Source organism: Nocardiopsis synnemataformans, assembly GCF_965343085.1.
In the GTDB taxonomy this organism is placed as follows: domain Bacteria; phylum Actinomycetota; class Actinomycetes; order Streptosporangiales; family Streptosporangiaceae; genus Nocardiopsis; species Nocardiopsis alborubida.
On record NZ_CBDRFA010000012.1, the window covers coordinates 120071 to 138069 of the forward strand.

Sequence of the window (17999 nt, forward strand, 5' to 3'; positions counted from 1 at the left end):
CCCTGCGAACCTCGTCAACTGCACAATGGGGACCATGCCTCTGACACCGGCGGACATCCGCGAAAAGAAGTTCCACACGGTGCGTCTGCGCCCGGGGTACAACGAGGAGGACGTCGACGCGCTCCTCGACCGGATCGAGGCGACGCTCGTCGCCCTGGAGGGCGGCCCGCGCACGGGTGCGCTCATCACGGCCGAAGAGGTGCGCAACTCGCGGTTCCGCACCACGAGGCTCAGTCCGGGATACCGGGAGGACGAGGTCGACGACTTCCTCGACGTCGTGGTCGCCGACCTGGCCGGGCGCGGCCTCGGCCGCGCCCAGGACCAGTCGCCGCCGCTGCCGCCACGCCCCGGTGCGGCGGGCGCCTCCGCGCGGCCGCGGCACCAGCGGCCCGGCGCGGACGGCCAGCAGCGCCCGTCCGAGCCGGGACCGCGGGAGGGCCGGCCCCGGCCGCCGCGGCGTTCCGGGATGACCCCGAGGGACGTCCGGGAGAAGCAGTTCGCCACCACCCGGCTGACCACGGGCTACAACGAGCAGGAGGTCGACGACTTCCTGGACCGGGCCGAGTTCACGCTGGACGTCCTCCAGCAGGGGCGGCCGGACCGGGCCACGCTCACCGCCGCCGAGGTGGAGCGGATCCAGTTCAGCACCACGCGCGCGCGGCCAGGGTACGACCCGGCGCAGGTGGACCACTTCCTGGACGTGCTCGCCGAGGAGCTGCGCGGGTACGAGCAGCCGCACTGACGGTGACTCCGGGTGAGGGGCGCGGGTGGGACGGGCGGACCGCGTGGGAACCGGGCCGCGGCGACGGCCTCCGACGCGGTCGCGCCTGGTGGGCGGGGCGTAGGGGTCGGCGGTCGCGGACACGCCGTAGCGCACATTCCCCATCTTCAGGACAGCGGAAAGTAATATTTGGACACAGGTAGTAGTCATCCCCCGCTGTCCCGCAGACCGCGCCCCGAGGGGAGGCAGGATGTCCCACGCGATGCCGCCGGAGGGGCGCGCCACCGCATGTCCGGTGCACGGTGCGCCCGACCGCTGCTCCGCCGTCGACGGGGGCACCAGAACCCGCTCCCGGGAGGGGCTGCGGGTGCTCGGCGCCGACGAGGAGGTCGTCCCGGCCTCCGCCCACCCGTGGGAGGTCCCGCTCCTGACCGCGTGCGTGGGCGCGACCCTGCTGACGGCGGTGGGGCTGGTCCACGTGGTGTGGTCGGTGTCGGGGTCGTGGCTGTGGGCGGCCGCCGCCCTGGCGGCGGTGCCCGCCGTGTGCTGGAAGGCGCGGGGGCTGCTGTACGCCCGGCGGCGGGCGGAGTCGGTGAAGATCTCGCCCACGCAGTTCCCCGAGGCCCACCGGATGGTGGTGGCGCTGGCCGCCGAGACGGGTCTGCCGCGGACGCCGGAGGCCTACGTTCGGGTGGGGCCGCGCCGATGGGGGACGGACGCCGCCGGGCACGGGCTGCGCCGGTACCTGGTGCTGTCGGACGACCTGTTCGACCCGTGCGGCCGGATCCGCGATCCCGAGGCGCTGGCCTTCCTGGTCGCGCACCAGATGGGGCACGTGGCCGCCGGACACACCGGTTTCTGGCGGCGGACGGCGACGCTGGGCGGGGAACTGGTCCCGGGCCTGGGGGCGGCGCTGTCGCGGGCCATGGAGTACACGGCCGACAACCACGCCTACGCGCACGTGCCCGAGGGCGCCCACTCGGTGCGCATCCTCGCCGGGGGCGGCAACCTGTACACGAGGGTCAACATGGGTGAGATGGCGGACCGCGCGCGCACCGACCGGGGCTGTTCGCTGCTGCTCTACCACCTGTTGACCCGACGACCGGGCAACACCCGCCGCATGGCCGCCCTGCGCGACCGCACCCGGCGCGGCCGGATCTTCCTCTAGCGAACCGGCCGGAACCGTTGCTGGTGCGACACGAGGTTCGGGCTCCGGATCAGCTCCAGTGGCGGCGCATGGTCCAGCGGTCGGAGGCGAGGTCGCGGGTGATGTCGATGATGCTCGGCTCCCCCGCGTCGGACTCGGCCGAGACGCGGAGCAGGTGGATCTGCGTGGCCGGAACGCCGGGCGTGCCCGGGCGGGCGGGCCAGTCCCCGATGATCCTGCGCACACGGTAGGCACGACCGCGCCAGGTGAACTGGGCGGGGGTCCCGCCCTCGGTGGAACGGACGTCGATCTGCTCGTTCAGAAGACTCACACCGCCAGCTTATCGAACACCAGTTCGAACAAGTCAAGCGTTCCCGGCCCGTGTCGGGGACCGCGCCCGGACCCGGCGGATCAGTCCGCCCAGGACCGGTCGTACTCGGGGTGGGCCCGGTACACCCCGGCGAGGTACTTGACCGCCAGCCGCCAGGCCAGCAGCTCCGACCAGGGATCCCCGACGGCGCCCGACCGGGCCTCGGGAAGGGGGCCCGCGGCGGCGGGGGCCGCGGCCGGTTCGAGGCTGCGCATGCTCACGCGGTGGGCGTCGGCGTACCCGCGGACGATCTTGCGCTTGGCCGCGACCTCCGCCAGCGCCCGGTCACGGCCGCGGGTTCCCGCGGGGACGGCCTCCGACGCGCGCTCGTCCTCGTCAAGACGCGCGTTGAGGAACTCGACGATGGTCAACGGACGACTCCCCTCCTGTCCACCACTGCCCCAGGGCCCGGTGTCGGACCTGTACCCGCTCCGGACCGCTTCCGCGGCGTCCCGGAGCGGAGCGGGGCGCCTTCGTCCGGTTCCGGCCACGGCCCCCCGCCCCGGCCGTTCGCCCCACGCGCCCCCGCACACGCCCGCGGGCTCACACGCACCATGTCCCCGGGCCTCACGCCGGGTCGCAGCCCTCGAACTGGGGCACGCTCTTCACGAGCTGGAGGTCGGTCTCGCCGAACCAGGTCTCCAGCAGCTCCGCGGCGGTGCCGTCCTGGTACATCTGGTTGATGGCCCTGTTGACCTCCTCGCAGGCGCGCACGTCGCCGTGGGGCAGGCCGACGCCGTACTTCTCGTCGGTGAAGGGGTTGTTGAGGAGCCGGAAGGCGTCGGGCTCCTCGGCGAGGAACCCGGCCAGGATCAGGTTGTCGGTGGAGACGGCGTCCACCTCGCCCTCGCGCAGGGCGTCGATGCAGGCGCTGTAGCTGGGCGCCTCCCTCTGCTCGACGTCGATGCCCAGACCCTCGCGGATGCGGGCGGAGGAGTTGGATCCCTCCTCATGGCAGACGCTGCGACCCTCCAGGTGGTCCACCTCCTGGACATGGGTGTCCTCGGCACGCACCAGCACGTCCTGCTTGGCCACGTAGTAGGGGCCGCCGAAGGTGACCTCGGTCTTACGGGCGGGGGTGATGGAGTAGGTGGCCACGACCATGTCCACCTCGCCGCTTCCCAGCTTCCTCTCGCGGTCGGCGGAGGTGATGCCGGTCACCTCCACGTCCTCTTCGGCGAAGCCGAGCCTGCCCGCGATGTAGAGGGCCACCTTCACGTCGAAGCCCCTGATGTCGCCGCTGCCGTCCTCCAGCCCCAGCCCGGGCTGGTCGGTCTTGACTCCGATGGTCAGCGAGTCGGCGTCGAGAATCGACTCTTCCTCGCCCAGCGCCGCGGAGCAGGCGGGCAGCCCGATCACCGCCGCGGCGGCCAGGGCGGCCGCGGCGGCGGTGCGCCGGTGTCGAAACCTCATCGGCCTGTTCCTCGTCTCTCGGGGGGGTGCGTCTGGAATGGGTGCCGGCTCGGGCTCAGCGGTACTCGGCCAATCGGGGGCGGATGCCGAGCACGACCAGGGCCAGCAGGAGGCCCGTCGCGGCGGGCAGCAGCCACGTCCAGGGAGCGAGCGCCGCCTCACCGCGCGCGATGCCCTGGTCGAACGCGTCCTCGTGCAGGTCGGTCAGCTCCGCCAGCGCGTCCTCGTAGGCCTGGAAGGCGCCGTCCCCGGACCGCGCGACACCCATGCGGATGTCGACGGCCCCCGCCAGGTCGCCTTCCCCGACGGCCGAGCGCAGCGCCCGGTCCTCGGCCTGGAGGGCGTTGTAGGACTCCAGCACCTCGGCGAGCTCGTCCTCCCGGTCGGGGAGCAGCGCGTCCTTGGCCCGCTGTCCCAGGTAGCCGAGTGTGCCCGGGTCGTCCTCGGGATCGACCCCCTCCGCTCCCGGCAGATCCGGGTAGGCGGCGACCACACCGTCGATCGCCGTGTAGTACTCCTCCAGGTTGTCAGCCGGGCGGTACAGCACCTGCTGCGCCCGTTCGAAGTAGACCTGTTGGTAGTTGTCGGCTTGGTAGTCGTCGTCCATGTCCTGTTCGAGCAGGTAGCGGCTCTGGTCCGCCTGCATGTCGGTGGAGATGGCCCCGGCCCGGGACAGCGCCATGGCCGCGTCCAGCCCCTCCTCCTTGGCCTCGCGCTGCTGCCCGCCGCTGATGGTCAGGACGAGGACCACCCCGCCGGTGAGCAGGACGGCGACCGCCGTGGCGGCCAGCAGCGGCGCGCTGAACCGGCGCCGGAACCGCACGCGCAGGTACAGCTGGAGGCCGAGCAGCGCGGCGACGGCGACCGCGCCAGCCGCGCTCACCCAGAGCATGCCGAGCACGACGGAGGACTGCCCCTCCCCGTGGTTGACGCGCACGTCCGCCGACGCTTCCAGCCCCAGGTTGAACGCCTTGGGCAGCAGTTCGGTGTGCATCAGCCACGTGGCCTCGCGGTAGGTCTCCAGAGCCGCCCCATCCACCTGACCGGACGGGGCCCGCGCCTCGTCGTTGAGCACCTGCGCCCGGCTGGCGAGCTGCTCGTAGGCGCCCATCCCGTCCTGGACCGCCTTGACGTTGGGCCTTTCCGCGCTGTCTTCGTCTTCGTCTTCGTCTTCCTCAGTCAGCGAGGCGGCCTGGAGCAGGGCCTCGTTGGCCCGCGCCCGGCTGGCCTCGTACCCCTCCAGGGCGTCCTCGCGGTCCGCTCTCAGATCGTGGTCGGTGCCCATGAGCAGCACGTCGGCCACGCGGGCGTCCATGTCCGCGAGCGCCAGGTACAGGTCGGTGGTCGCCAGTGCCTGGGGCCCGGCCTCGACCCCGAGCACATGCAGGTCCTCACGGGTCTGGCCGAGGGTGGCGGCCGCCGAGCCGAAGAGCCCGAGGACGGCCAGCACGCACACCGAGGACAGCAGCCACACCCGGGCCGGGGTGGTGCCCGCCCAGCGGCGGAGCCCGGAGGCCCGTTCACGCGCGCCGGACCCGTCCCGCCCCCGTCGGGGCGTGCGGGAGCCCTTCCGCGCGGGCTGGCCGCCCGGTACCGCCGGGAGCGCGCCGTGCGGGGCGTCCGGCGGCCTGGTTCCGTGCGGGGCCCGGTCGGGGGTGGGGGAGGTCAACGGGGCTCACCCCTTCTGGAGGATGATGACGGTCCATGCGCCGACGTAGATCCGGTCGCTGTCATGCAGGGGAACCTCCACGTTGGGGGCGATGGGGTTGGCGGTCCCGTTGACCATGGTGCCGTTGGTCGAGCCCGGGTCGAGAAGGGCCCAGGTGCCGCTGGGTTTGGCGACGAGGATCGCGTGGACGTGGGAGATCGCCGGGTCGCCGCCGGGGCCGCCCAGGTCGATCTCGGGGGTGAAGCCGCGCGTGGCGCTGCGCCGTCCGATGTGCACCCTGTCCCCGCTGAGCGACACCCGGCGCTGCGCGCTGCCCTTGGGAAAGGAGATCTGGTCGGGGTCGAGCATGCCCTGGTGGACCATGTACTGGTAGTAGGCGGGGTCGGCGACGACGACCGCGCGCCAGCGCGCGCCCGTGTTCACGCGCCGGTGGCCGTCGGAGCGCGAGGCGAAGTCGTATCCGCACTCCTCGCAGAACCGGCCCGCGCGGGAGGTGCCGCACTCGGGGCAGGGGCCTCCCCGGGGCAGGGTCACCGGGCGCGGCGGCGCGGGGGGATGGGCCTGGAGGCGCAGCCCGCAGACGTCGCAGAAGTCGGTCGCGGTGGAGCGGTGCCCGGAAGGGCAACTCGGCATGGGTCCCTCCTACCCGGGTACGGGGGCGCCGCCGGTGTCCGGCCCGCTCTGCCGCGGCCGGGTCCGTACGGTCCGGGTCGAGTTGGTGTCCAGGGTCATCTCGTCGACCTTGCTGACACCGGGCTTGAGCCGGACGGTTCCGATGACGGGGTCGACCACGTCGACGACCCTGCCGAGGAGCCTCGCGGTCTCCTCGTTGCCCGACTCGTGGGCGAGTGCGACGGCGCGGCCGAGCCGCGCGGTGGCGGTGTCGTCGTCGCCGTCGCGACGGGCCGCGAGCCCGTCCTGGATGGCCTGGGCCAGTTCGGCCTGACCCGTGTAGTGGGCCACGCGGGGGTTGATCTCGGTGGCCCGGTCCTCGTCCGTGGTCCACTCGGCGAGGATGTTGCCCGAGGCGAGGACCTGGTCCTCGGCCCCCGCGGCCCCGGGGAGCACCACGCGTACCCACCCGGCGCGCAGCTGACGGCCGGGGGCGCCGGGCGGCACCCGGACGCACACGTGGTAGTCGCGGCTCTCGGTCCCCCAGGACCCCGTGGGGTAGTCGCCTGACTGGGGCACGCGCTCCACGCCGCGGCCGGTGAGGTCGCTGACGGTGGGGGCGACCTGCTTGACGTGGCGCACGACGGCGTTCCGGGGCGTCCACAGCCGCAGCACCACGTCGGCGACGGCCTTGCCCATGGAGGCCTGCGCCATCGCCCGGAAGTCGGCCACCATGTCGGCGGGGTCGGCGATGATGCCGGGGCCGCCGCCGAGCAGGGCGGAGTCGATCCGGCGCAGCTCCTCGACCTTCCAGTCGGTGCCCACGCCCCGGCAGTCGCAGACGAAGGAGCCCGCGACGCGGTCGAGCGCCTGCCCGAAGACTGCGGCGGACTCGTTGTTCTGGCCGTCGGTGAGCAGGATGGCGTGCTTGATGCCGCCGTCGACGGTGGCGAACAGCTCGGCGGTCCGGGTGAGCCAGGAGCCCATGCGGGTGCCGCCGTCGGCGCGCAGCCCGCCGATCGCCTCCGCGGCCTCGGCGCGGGTGACGGCGTCGGCCCGCACCATCCGCCCGCCGCCCTCGGGGTAGAGCACGGAGGCCCCGCTGTGCCCGGCGACCACCGCGAAGAGGACGCCCTCACGCAGGGCGCCCACGGCGGCGCGGGCGGCCTGCTTGGCCGCGTTGATCTTCGCGCCGTACATCGAGCCGGAGGTGTCGACGACGATCACCTCGGCGGCGCGCACCGACGCCCCCACCACCACGGAGCTGGTGGAGGTGACGCTGACGATCGCGTGCACCTCGCGTCCGCCCATCGGCAGGAAGGCGTTCTGGTCGACCTCGATCCGAAAGCCCGGTTCGGCCGCGCGCTCAGTCGTGTTCGGCACGGGGATCCCTAGCGGGCACGGGAACGATCACGACGGTGATGTTGTCCTTGCCGCCCGCCTCCAGGGCGAGGTCGACGTAGGAGCGGGCGGCCTCGTGGGGTCTGGCCCCCGCCCCGGGGACGGCGTCCGTCAGGGCCTGCGCCTCGGGAAAGTAGTTCCACAGGCCGTCGCTGCACAGCACGACGGCACCGGGGCCGGTCGGGGTCACGGTGGAGATGTGGGCGTCGATCTCACCGGAGTCGGCGCCCATCCACGCGACGAGGGCGTGGGCGTTGGACGAGCGCATCGCCTCCTCGCGGGAGAGCGCTCCCATCTGCACCATCGCCTCGCTCCAGGAGTCGTCCCTGGTCAGCAGGGCCGAAGCACTGGAGGCGGGGCCTCCGGAGAGCCAGTAGGCGCGGCTGTCGCCGACCCAGCCGACGGTGACGGTGCCCGCGGCGGGGTCGTACACCGCCGACACGAAGGTGCACGCGGGCGCGGAGCTGGGCGAGTCGGCGATCCCGGCGACCGCCTCGGCGGCCCGGATCATCGCCGCGCCGGTGGCCTCGCGGGGATCGGCGCCCTGGCTGACGCGCTCGGCGAGGACGGCCACGCCGGTCTCCGCGGTGACGCGGGAGGCCTCGTCCGAGCGCGGGGAGCTGGACACCCCGTCGCAGACCACGGCGCAGACCACGCCGGGCGCGCGGGGGGCGTCGGCGTCGATCACGCGGATCGCCATGGCGTCCTCGTTGCGCTTGTGCCGCAGCCCCCGGTCGCTGACGCCGACGGCGGCGCGCGTGCGCACCTCGACGTGGTCGCGCCCGGTGGGCTGGAGGAGGCCGCACCGCTCGCAGTAGCCGTCGATGACCGCTCCGGGACACCACGCGCACAGGCCGGGGTTGGCGGGCCGCACCGGGTTGCTCCCGGTGGCGGGCGGCGCCCAGTCGGGGACGGCCTCCGATTGGTCGGCCCGGGGCGCGGAGGACGCGAACGAGGGCAGGCTGTCGCGCCGTATCGGCTGGGTGACCATGGAGTCGGCCGCGTGCGGGGCGGAGTCGGGCAGCGCCTCCGGAGGGGGCGCGTCCCGCCCGCCCGTGTCGACGGCCCGCAGACTCACCTGCGGAGCCGTCGGGGCACCGTCGTCGGGCACCAGGCCGGGACGCGCGTCGGCGTCAGGTGGCACGGAACCGGACGGGCCGGGGGTCCCCCCGGTCCGCGCGCCGCCACCGGCCCCGTCCCGGGTCCACCCGCCGGGCGGCACGGCACCGGCCAGGCTCGTCTGCGGGGCGGTGGGCATCCGGTCGGGGTGCCCGGCGGTCTCCGCGCCCTCGGGAAGGGGGCGTCCGCACCCCTCGCAGAAGGCGTCCTCCGTGGACACCCTGTCCGAGCAGGCGGGGCAGGTCCGCACCTTGGTCATCGCCGTTCCCTCGTTCCTCACAGCAGCGTCACGGGGCGTAGGGAGTTGGCCCTGTCGACGAGCTCATAGCGTTCTGACGGCGCGACGACGCGCTGAGCCAGCGCGCGGTAGCGGCGCTCCAGGTTGCCCCGCACGCCGTTCTCGGTGAACGGGGCGCCGAGCAGCCCCTCTTCCGCCGGTGCCCCCGCACCCGCGCCGAGCCAGCCCAGGGCCGACTCCAGGACCCGGACCGCCAGGCGGTCGGCGGACTCGCTGTCCAGACCGATCTGTTCCAGGCGCCGTCCTGCCTGCACGAAGTCGGCGGCCGCGGTGCCCTGGTGGTGCGCCGCGAGCACCGCGATCAGCGCGGTCTGGGCGTGGACGTGCAGCCGGGACAGCTCCGGGACCGTGTCCAGGACGGCGGTGGCCGCGGCCCGGTCCCCCTGGGCCAGGCGGATGCGGGCCAGGCCGAACGCGGCGCTGACGAAGGAGTGGTCGGTGTTCCAGACCGTCCTGAACTGGCGGGCGGCGGTCTCGTACTCGCCGGTCCGCTCGCAGGCCAGGGCCAGGGCGAGCTTGGGCGCGAGCTCCCCGGGCAGGTGGTCGTACAGCTCGTCGAAGTGGTCGCGGGCCTCGCGGAACTGGCCGGTGCTCAGCTCGGCGACCGCCGTGTACCACATGGTGCGCCAGTCGCCCGGGGCCGCCTCCTCGAACCGCTGGATGACGTCCTTGGCCTCGCTCTGGCGGCCGACGGTGACGAGCGCGCGGGCCAGCATCAGCAGGGTCTCGGGGGTGGGCTCGGGCATGGCGCGCAGCGCGGGGACGAGTTCCTCGGGCGGCAGGGCCTGGAAGCCGCGCAGGTGCTGGGCGGCCGGGTCGGACTGGTCGATGAGGGGCGCGGGGAGCAGCGCCGCCGCGTCGGTGGGCGGGGGCGCGACGAGCATGCGGTCGGCGTTGTGGGTGCCGGGTTCGGGCCCGGCGGCGGGGTTCTCCGCGCCGAACAGGGTCGAGGGGCCGGGGTGGGGCGTGCCCTCCAGGTCGGAGAGCACCTCGCGCAGGACGCCGGTGAGCTGGTCGGCCATGTCCTCGGCGTCGTGGAAGCGCAGATCGGGATCGCTGTGCGTGGCACGGCGCAGCAGCCGGTCGAAGGACGCGTGGCGCTGGAGCAGCGGCACCGTCTCCCGCGGCGGGATGCTGTGCGGGTGGTCGCGCATGTAACTGAAGCGGAAGCTGAGCACGGCCAGGGCGCGGCCGACCGAGTACAGGTCGGCGCTGACCGTGGGACCGGGGTCGCGCAGCTCGTCCTCGGGCACCCGGTACCCGGGCGTGGTGTAGACGGAGCTGACGGTGTCGTCTACGCGCCGCACGCCGCCCAGGTCGATGAGCTTGATCTGCTCCTCGCTCTGGATGACGTTGTCGGGTTTGAAGTCGCAGTAGAGCAGGCCTTTGGAGTGCAGGTAGCCCAGGGCCCGCAGGACCTCCAGGCCGTAGGCGATGACCTGGTCCGGGGGCAGGACGGCGTCGGGGTCGTTCTGGCGGCGCTCGGTGAGCAGCTCGCGCAGGGACTTGCCGCCCACGTACTCCATGACGATGTGGCCGCCGGGGATGCCGGTGCGCGGGTCGGGGTGCTGGGAGAAGTTGATGATCTTGACGATGTTGGGGTGCTCGACCTCGGAGAGGAACGCGCGCTCGGCGGCGGCCGTCTTGTGCGCCTCGGCGTCACCGGCGTTGAGCAGGCCCTTGAGGGCCACCCAGCGGTCGTTGACGTTGCGGTCGCGGGCCAGGTAGATCCAGCCGAGGCCGCCGTGGGCCAGGCAGCCGAGCACCTCGTACTGGCCGCCGACCATGTCCCCGGGGGAGAGTTTGGGCGTGAAGGAGAACTGGGTCCCGCACCTGCGGCAGAAGCCCTCGGTGCGTCCGGGCTGGTCGCCCTGGGAACGGCCGACCCGCTCGGCGCAGTTCCCGCAGAAGCGGTTCTTCTCCGAGACGACGGGGTTGTCCATGACGGCGTCGGAGGGGTTCCGGTAGGGGACGAGGGGCACCTGGACCATGCCCATGCCGAGCATGCCGCGGGAGGAGCGGCGGCTGCCGCGTCCGGGGCCGCTGATGCTGGTGCCCGAGGTCGCGGGGGCGCTGCGGGGGCCAGAGCGCCCCGAGAGCCTGATGTTGCCGGAGGAGGGGCGGGAGTGGGCGGGGTCGCCGCTGAGGGGGTCCGCGGAGGAGTTCGGGCCGGGGGAACGCCGCGGGCCGGAGGTCGGCGGCACGGGCCGCTGCCGGGTGGCGGGGACGGGGTCCCCCGGGGGCCGTACGTGCGCGGGAGCCAAGCCGCACACACCGCAGAAACCGTCCTCGATCCGGCCGGGGCAGCCGGGGGCCGTGCATTTCGTCATCTGTTCACACCACCATCGCTCTCGCCGTCTGACGCGTCCGGTCCCGGTGTGGTTCTGTTCACAGCGAAATCGGTTCCGCCGAGTTCCTGGAGCGCCCGCTGGTACGCGGAGAGGGCGACCGTGGCCGCGCGCAGATCGCAGGGCGCGGTCCACAGCTCCCAGTGCGCCGTGCTGTGGAGCCGGGCCAGGCGCGCGTCCTCGGCGACGCCGAGCCGGACCGCGCGGGAGCGGTAGGCGTCCAGGCGACCGCGCAGCTCGGCGCGGCGTTCCAGGAGGCCGGTGAGGTTGGCCTCGCGCTCTCGGGCGTCGTCGGCGGCCTCGTGGACGGCGCGCTGCACCTCGCCCAGGCGGGCGCCGAGTTCGCGCCAACGGCTCCGGGCGCGCAGGGCGTCCATGGCGTCGATGTGCGCCCACAGCGCGGGGACGGGGTCGGGCACGCCGACCGCGGCGGGCGAGGAGATCTTGGCGACCACCTGTTCACGCAGCACGCGGGTGCGTTCCACGGCCTTGCCGACGTCGTCGATGGCGAAGCCGAGCCGTTCGACGCTCTCGCCGTAGGAGTCGCGCATGCGCAGGGCGTCGCGGAGTTCGCCGCGTACGCGCTCCAGCCGCAGGCGCAGCCGTTCGAGGGAGGACGTGTCCACGCGGCCGTCCTCGACGAGCGCGAGGGGGTCGCGGCGGACGGTGGCGCCGACCGCGTCCAGGTCCACGCGCAGGGACTCGTACTCGTCCTCGTCGAGTTCCACCATGTCGGAGAGGGTGCCGATCTCGTGCCACATGGCGTCGAGCTCGCCCAGGCGCGGGTGGAGGGCGTCCCAGGCCGTCTCGGCGGCCGAGATGACCTCGGTGGCCTCCTCGTAGTCGGCGGACATGCGGGCGACGGCGGCGGCGAGGGTGATGGACTCCCGCCCGGTGTGGAGCAGCCCGCGCTCGTGCAGCGGGACCTCCCGGGCGGGCAGCGGCACGGAGGCGTCGTTGAGCAGGGAGGTCAGGGTGATCTGGTCCTCGGGGCCGCACGCGCGGGCCCGGATGCGGCCCGCCCTGTCGACAACGCGGCGGAAGGCCTCGTAGACCGTCCACAGGCTGCGGACGTGCCCGCTGGCGTGCTCCCAGCGCCGTCGGGTGCACCCGACGAGGTCGGCTCCCTGGAGCATGCGGTGGCTGACGTGTCCGTCCAGGTCAGCGAGGTTGAGGGAGATCCGGTCGGCCTCACCGCGCACACGGTTGAGCGCGTGGTCGATGCCCTCCCAGCTCATGGGCGGCATGCTCGCCCCGGACTCCCTGGCCACCTGCCGCCTTCCTCCCCGGCGTCCACACACGCTCCCCGCAGCCGTCTGGGGCGTGGACGGTCAATGGTCCTTTACCTAGACAAGAGTCTGGCCCCCGGCTTCGCGAACTACAAGAGAAAGCCCGGTTTACGGCCATGAACGGCCACTGGCGCCCCGTTTGCGGTCCAGAGGGCACATCACGTGACAGAGGTTTTCTCTCGTCACTCCCGTCGCTCCGGGCGCTCCCGTCACGGTTTCGGGGGCCGAGTTCGGCCCAGGACCTCCAGAACGAAGCGGGCCCGCTCGGCGACCGGCACGCGCGGCAGTTCCACCAGCTCGTAACCGCACGCCGGGTAGGCCTCGGTCATCGCCCGGTGGGTGCGCTCGGCCTCCTCCTGGGACTGGTGGCGCTCGGTGTCGCCGGTGAAGATCTCCGGCCACGGCGGGGCCACGAAGACCCGGCGGTGGTAGCGGAACCGGCGGGCCGCCTCGGTGACGTGCCCGGGGACCGGAAGGCCGCGCAGGCGGAGGTAGCCCACCAGGTCGGGGACGCCCCGGTCACAGAAGACGGGGCCGGGCAGGGACGAGGCCTCGCGGTGCGAGCGCATCTCCCACGAGAGCATGAGTTCGGCGAACAGGGCGTCGTCGCGCCAGGCCAGGCCCCGGCCGCCGATCTCGCGCTGGTCGCGGATGACGGCGCGTCCGGCCTCCGGGGTGCGCGCGTACCCGAGCGAGGCCAGGTGGTCGATCAGGGTGGTCTTGCCCGACCCGGGCCCTCCGGTGACGACGACGAGGCGGTCCATGGTGCTCCGTTCGGGGACGGGGCCGGATCGGGCCCGCGGGGAGGCTGCGCCTCCCCGCGTCGGTCCCGTCCGGCCGGGTGGGCTCGGCGCGTCGTCGCGGGCGAGGGGGCACCGGGGCCTTTCTCCGACAGCGCGGTGGGGCGCCCGGCCGGGAACACCAAGGCCGGGTGCCCTCCGGGAGCGGCGTTGGCCGGACCCGGCTCAGGCGGGCAGTTCCGCCTCGACCAGGTCGGCCGCGTAGGAGGTGCCGCTGGCCTGGAGCCGGGCGCTGACCTCGGCGAGGCGGCGGGCGACCTCGGGGTCGGCGGTCAGCTCCAGCAGGGCCGCGCGCAGCCGCTCCGCGCTGGCGTCCTCGGTGTCGATCCGCCGGGCGACGCCGAGTTCCACCAGGCGGTCGGCGTTGTCGAACTGGTCGACGGCCTGCGGGACGGCGATCATCGGCACCCCGGTGTAGAGGCCCTCGCTGGAGCCGCCCATACCGGCGTGGGTGACGAAGGCGTCGGCCTGGCGCAGGACGGCAAGCTGCGGCACCCACGCGTGCACCTCGACGTTGTCCGGCACCTCCCCCAGCTCGGCGGGGTCCACGTGTTTGCCGATCTGGAGCACCACGTGCCAGCCGGGCAGGCCGCCGAAGGCCTCCAGGCAGGCGCGGTAGAACCCCGGCTGATTGGTGAAGGCCGATCCCAGGGACACCAGCAGGACGTTGTCGGCGTCCTCCGGACGGGTCCACTCCCCCTGGTCGGCCCGGTCGCCCAGGCACGGCCCCACGAAGGTCACCGTGTCGGCCACGGTGTCGGCGAAGGGCTGCATCTCGCGCGGGATCAGCGCCAGCGCACGTTCCGGCGACCCGGCGAAGGAGGAGTGGTCGAGTCCGGTGACGCCGTTGTCGGCGAGCCAGGCGTCGAGCTTGGCGTAGTGCTCCTCGGCCCCGGGCTGGGCACGCAGCCACTTCAGGACGGTGTCACCGTAGTCGGCCCAGGCCACGTAGGTGGGCGAGAGCTGCACGGAGGGGATGTCCCAGTTGACGGCGAGGACCCGGGCGGCGAACCCCGAGATGTCGTACAGGAACAGGTCGGGGCGGTCTCCGTCGTAGGCGGCGCGCAGGGCGGGCAGCTGGTTGATCGCCTCGTCCAGGAAGATGTCCATGCCCTTGACCGGGTCGTCCGGCCAGGTGTCGTCGCCGGTGGGCAGGACGGTGGCGTAGGGGACGAGTTCGGCCCCGGCCCCGGTGATGGTGTCGGCCAGCAGGGGGTCGTTGGCGTAGGTGACGCGGTGGCCACGGTCCACCAGCTCGCGGATGACCTCCAGGCTGGGCAGGACGTGGCTCACGGTGGGGGTGCCGATCATGGCGATATGGGCACGGCGGTTCATGGTGCTTCTCCAGACACGGGTGTTCACGGGTAGGGCTGAGGGGCACCGGGCCCCGTGGCGGGGCGGGTGCGTCGCGGCGTCGGTGACGCCTGTCTCTAGCCGTAGATCTGGAGGTGCACGCGCGCCATGCTAGCCACACGGCAGGCCGGTGCGCACCTGCTTTTGGGCGCGGCCCCGTGGGCTCGAAAGCCCCATGCCCCTTGCGGAGGTGCCCGTGCCCGTTTCCGGTACCCGAGCGGACCGCCGCGGCGCGCTCCCCGTCAGCGGGGACCGGCCTTCTCAGCGGGGCTCGTCGGGACGGCCCTCGTCGCCCGGAGCCCGGTGTCTGCCACCCGGCTGGTCGTCCCAGCCGCCGCGGTCCTCCCGGTCGTCCCCCCGGTCCGGGTCGTCCCACCGGCCCCCGTCGCCCCCGGCGCCGCGCTCACCCCACCGGTCCAGGTCGTCGTGATCGGCGCGGTCGGCTCGGTCAGCGCGGTCTTCGAGGAGGTCGCCGGGGCGGGTCCCGCGGTCGTACGGCTCCTCGGGCTCCTCGGGCTCCTCGGGCTCACCGAGACCGGCGAAGGCGGGCGCGTCCTCCGGGGGCAGGAAGGCCTCGGCCGCGCCGCGGAGCCGGAACCCGGCCACGGCCATGACCGCGCCGAAGATGACGGCGTACATCGCGATCACGAACATGATGGCCTGCGCGCCCTCCAGCGGCCAGAACCACAGCAGGAGTCCGAAGACGACCGAGAGCGCCCCGACGAAGACCAGCAGCCACTCGGAGCTGATGTGCGCGCGCAGGCGGACGGCGGTGACGATCTCGGCCACGCCGGTGACCACGGCCCAGACACCGATGACGAACACCAGCGCGACGATCGCCGCGACCGGCCAGACCAGGGCGACCAGTCCCATGACGGCGCTGAGGACCGCCTGGACGACCAGGGGGACCCGGGCGCCGGACGACGAGCGGTAGGCCGCGTACCCGAGGGCGGCCGCGTCGACCAGCGCGTAGACGCCGAAGACGACCGCCAGGACCACCAGGGTCTTGCCCGGCCAGATCAGCGCGACCAGACCGAAGAGGACCGCGGCGACCCCCCGCAGGACCACCAGCCACCAGTTCCGGCTCAGCTCACCGAGCAGGTCGCCGGCCCACGCGTACCTGACCATCGTCTCCCCCTCCTTCGCACGGCCCCGTGCGGTAACCGCACTTTGCCCCTTCCCCCAACGTCGCACACGGACGACAGCGGTCCGCAAAATGCGGGGAAAGGCAGCCCGTACGGGTGATACCCGGGCGCGCGGGGGGCCGAACAGCTCGGACGCGGCTGTGGACAACGCGCGGGAGCGCCCGCCCCGTCTGACGCGGGCGGGCGCTCCTGTGTGCCTCGGGGGTGTGCCTACCCCCGGCCGGGGAGCCGGCGCTCGGAGGAGCCGACGTAGTGCTGGCGCGGGCGCGCGATCCGGAAGGCCGGGTCACGCAGCTGCTCGCGGTAGTGGGCGATCCAACCGGGCAGACGGCCGATGGCGAACAACACGGTGAACATGTTGGTCGGGAAGCCCATGGTGCGGTAGATGACGCCGGTGTAGAAGTCGACGTTCGGGTAGAGCTTGCGCTCGGTGAAGTAGGAGTCGGAGAGCGCGGCGGCCTCAAGCTTGAGGGCGAGCGCGAACAGCTCGTCCGGGTTCTCGTCGCGGTCGAGGATCTGGCTGGCCAGAACCTTGATCTCCTTGCTGCGCGGGTCGAAGTTCTTGTAGACCCGGTGGCCGAAGCCCATGAGGCGCATCTCGCGGGCCTTGACCTTCTCCAGGAAGTCCTCGATGGAGATACCCGAGTCGCGGATCTCCTCCAGCATCTCCAGGACGGCCTGGTTGGCGCCGCCGTGGGACGGACCGGAGAGGGCGTTGATGCCCGAGGCCACGCTGGCGTAGATGTCGGCCTTGGAGGAGCCGACGACGCGCACGGTGGCGGTGGAGCAGTTGAGCTCGTGGTCGGCGTGCAGCACGAGCAGCATGCCGACGGCCTGGTTGAACAGGTCGCCGAGCTCGCTGTCGGCGTGGACGTCGCCGAAGGTCATCCGGATGAAGTTGTCGACGTAGTCGAGCGAGCTGTCCGGGCCGATCGGCTTCTCGCCGATGGAGTTGCGGTAGATGCGGGCCGCGATCGTCGGCAGCTTGGCCAACAGCCGGATCGTGGCGAGCTCCACCTGGTCCTCGTCGCCGGGGTCGACGCTGTCGTCGTAGTAGGCGGCGAGGGTGTTCACGGCACTGGCCATGAGGGACATGGGGTGGCCGTTGCGGGGCATCGCGTCGATGAGCGCGCCCATGTCGGCCGGGATGTCGGCGTTGTCGCGCAGCTTGTCGGCGAACTCCTTGCGCTGGCCCGCGTCGGGCAGCTCTCCGTAGATCACCAGGTAGGCGACCTCCAGGAAGGTCGCGCCCACGGCGAGGTCCTCGATCGGGTACCCGCGGTAGCGCAGGATCCCGGCGGCCCCGTCGATGTAGGTGATCTCCGAGCTACACGAAGCGGTGTTGCCGAACCCCGGGTCCAGGGTCGTCATCCCCGTCGACCCCAGCAGGGTCTTCAGCTCGATGGTGCGCTCACCCTCGGTACCGGTGAACACCGGCAGCTTCAGCACGCCGCCCTCGTAGTGGAGCTCCACCGTGCGCTCTTTGTCGTCTTCGCTCATGCCCGAGGTCAACCTTTCCAGGCGGGGGATACGTGAGGTGCGTCATACGCGGGGCGGTCCGCCGCCACGTCAACTCTGCTTCACTCGTTATTGTTCTGTTTTGTTAAACGACGGTTAAGCAAAATCATATAAGTTTCACCGATTCACGAACAGGTGACATGCAACACATACCCACACGTGCACCGAATTACCGCCAGGTGAAGATTTACAAACTTTGCCAGCCGTCGATTACTTCGTGATCGCCCTGAGACGTCGCAGACGGAACCGGGAGGTCCTCCCGGCGCCCCGCTGCCTCCTGTACCGGTCCCCTGGACGGTCCGACATCCGCCCGAACCCTCCCCCTTCGGCCTGTCCTTCACAGAAGTGGACAGAGCCGAACGAAGCTCGGTGCGGCCGGGTGTCCGAACACGCCCTAGCGGCCTTCTCTCAGGGTACCTTCGCGCTGTTCACGGGGCCTGACGCGGGGTCCCCGCCAGCTGGTGATCTTGGCCTCTGCCTGGGACTCGGGAGCCACAAGGGTCCCACTGGTCACAGCGAACCGGGCCTGTCATGGCAACGGACTGTGCGTGCGCCCCGGGAGTTCACACCCGGTGCACAGCCGCTTCGCCACACCACCGGGGCGCCCGCCGGGAGGCGTCCCACAGGCCGCCCAATTTCCGCGGGACCGGACCCCGACCTCGACAGCGGGTCACCGCCATTCACCCGGGGTAAACGGTGCGGGCGCGCTTTGCCGTAAAGGACGGCGGTCCGGACGGAAGGGAGTGGTCAGGGCCGCGGCGCACCCGGGGGCGTTCCCGCTCGGGGCCTCACTCGC

15 protein-coding genes are annotated in these 17999 nt (G+C 72.8%); 2 read left to right on the forward strand and 13 right to left on the reverse strand.

Annotated elements, in window-relative coordinates; all coding sequences use genetic code 11:
- The first annotated feature begins 25 nt into the window (after positions 1-25).
- Positions 26-742, forward strand: coding sequence for a DivIVA domain-containing protein (locus ACSIH6_RS09635; RefSeq protein ID WP_435107883.1), 717 nt, complete (start codon positions 26-28; stop codon positions 740-742).
- Between the two features lie 229 nt (positions 743-971).
- Positions 972-1889 carry a M48 family metallopeptidase gene (locus tag ACSIH6_RS09640; RefSeq protein WP_435107884.1) on the forward strand — a complete coding sequence of 306 codons (918 nt, stop codon included), beginning with the start codon at positions 972-974 and terminating at the stop codon, positions 1887-1889.
- 49 nt (positions 1890-1938) lie between these two features.
- On the opposite strand, the gene ACSIH6_RS09645 is transcribed toward ACSIH6_RS09640, so the two are convergent.
- From ACSIH6_RS09645 to ACSIH6_RS09705, 13 genes are all read right to left on the reverse strand, one after another.
- On the reverse strand, positions 1939-2199 hold the full coding sequence (locus ACSIH6_RS09645; RefSeq protein WP_435107885.1) for a DUF6504 family protein: 261 nt from the start codon (positions 2197-2199) through the stop codon (positions 1939-1941).
- A gap of 80 nt (positions 2200-2279) precedes the next feature.
- A complete protein-coding gene (locus tag ACSIH6_RS09650; protein WP_435107886.1) occupies positions 2280-2609 on the reverse strand; it encodes a DUF6221 family protein in 330 nt (109 codons plus the stop codon).
- A 196-nt stretch (positions 2610-2805) separates the two neighbouring features.
- Positions 2806-3651: a glutamate ABC transporter substrate-binding protein gene (locus ACSIH6_RS09655; protein WP_435107887.1), complete on the reverse strand. Its 846-nt coding sequence runs from the start codon at positions 3649-3651 to the stop codon at positions 2806-2808.
- Between the two features lie 55 nt (positions 3652-3706).
- A complete protein-coding gene (locus ACSIH6_RS09660) occupies positions 3707-5320 on the reverse strand; it encodes a GlnX family signal transduction membrane protein (protein ID WP_435107888.1) in 1614 nt (537 codons plus the stop codon).
- Between the two features lie 6 nt (positions 5321-5326).
- On the reverse strand, positions 5327-5953 hold the full coding sequence (locus ACSIH6_RS09665) for an FHA domain-containing protein (protein WP_435107889.1): 627 nt from the start codon (positions 5951-5953) through the stop codon (positions 5327-5329).
- Between the two features lie 9 nt (positions 5954-5962).
- The gene (locus ACSIH6_RS09670) at positions 5963-7315 is read right to left on the reverse strand and encodes a vWA domain-containing protein (protein WP_435107890.1); all 1353 of its coding nucleotides are present in this window, start codon (positions 7313-7315) and stop codon (positions 5963-5965) included.
- Positions 7299-8711: a PP2C family protein-serine/threonine phosphatase gene (locus ACSIH6_RS09675; protein ID WP_435107891.1), complete on the reverse strand. Its 1413-nt coding sequence runs from the start codon at positions 8709-8711 to the stop codon at positions 7299-7301. Before ACSIH6_RS09675 ends, ACSIH6_RS09670 begins: the two co-directional genes overlap by 17 nt.
- Before the next feature lie 17 nt (positions 8712-8728).
- Positions 8729-11080, reverse strand: coding sequence for a serine/threonine-protein kinase (locus ACSIH6_RS09680; protein WP_435107892.1), 2352 nt, complete (start codon positions 11078-11080; stop codon positions 8729-8731).
- Positions 11077-12345 carry a hypothetical protein gene (locus ACSIH6_RS09685; protein ID WP_435107900.1) on the reverse strand — a complete coding sequence of 423 codons (1269 nt, stop codon included), beginning with the start codon at positions 12343-12345 and terminating at the stop codon, positions 11077-11079. Before ACSIH6_RS09685 ends, ACSIH6_RS09680 begins: the two co-directional genes overlap by 4 nt.
- A 251-nt stretch (positions 12346-12596) precedes the next feature.
- The gene (locus ACSIH6_RS09690; protein ID WP_435107893.1) at positions 12597-13151 is read right to left on the reverse strand and encodes an AAA family ATPase; all 555 of its coding nucleotides are present in this window, start codon (positions 13149-13151) and stop codon (positions 12597-12599) included.
- A 201-nt stretch (positions 13152-13352) separates the two neighbouring features.
- On the reverse strand, positions 13353-14522 hold the full coding sequence (locus tag ACSIH6_RS09695; protein ID WP_435107894.1) for a macrolide family glycosyltransferase: 1170 nt from the start codon (positions 14520-14522) through the stop codon (positions 13353-13355).
- A gap of 279 nt (positions 14523-14801) precedes the next feature.
- Complete coding sequence (locus ACSIH6_RS09700) at positions 14802-15668, reverse strand: HdeD family acid-resistance protein (RefSeq protein ID WP_435107895.1); 867 nt, start codon at positions 15666-15668, stop codon at positions 14802-14804.
- Positions 15669-15895: 227 nt separating this feature from the next.
- A complete protein-coding gene (locus ACSIH6_RS09705) occupies positions 15896-17185 on the reverse strand; it encodes a citrate synthase (protein ID WP_435107896.1) in 1290 nt (429 codons plus the stop codon).
- Positions 17186-17999 lie beyond the last annotated feature (814 nt).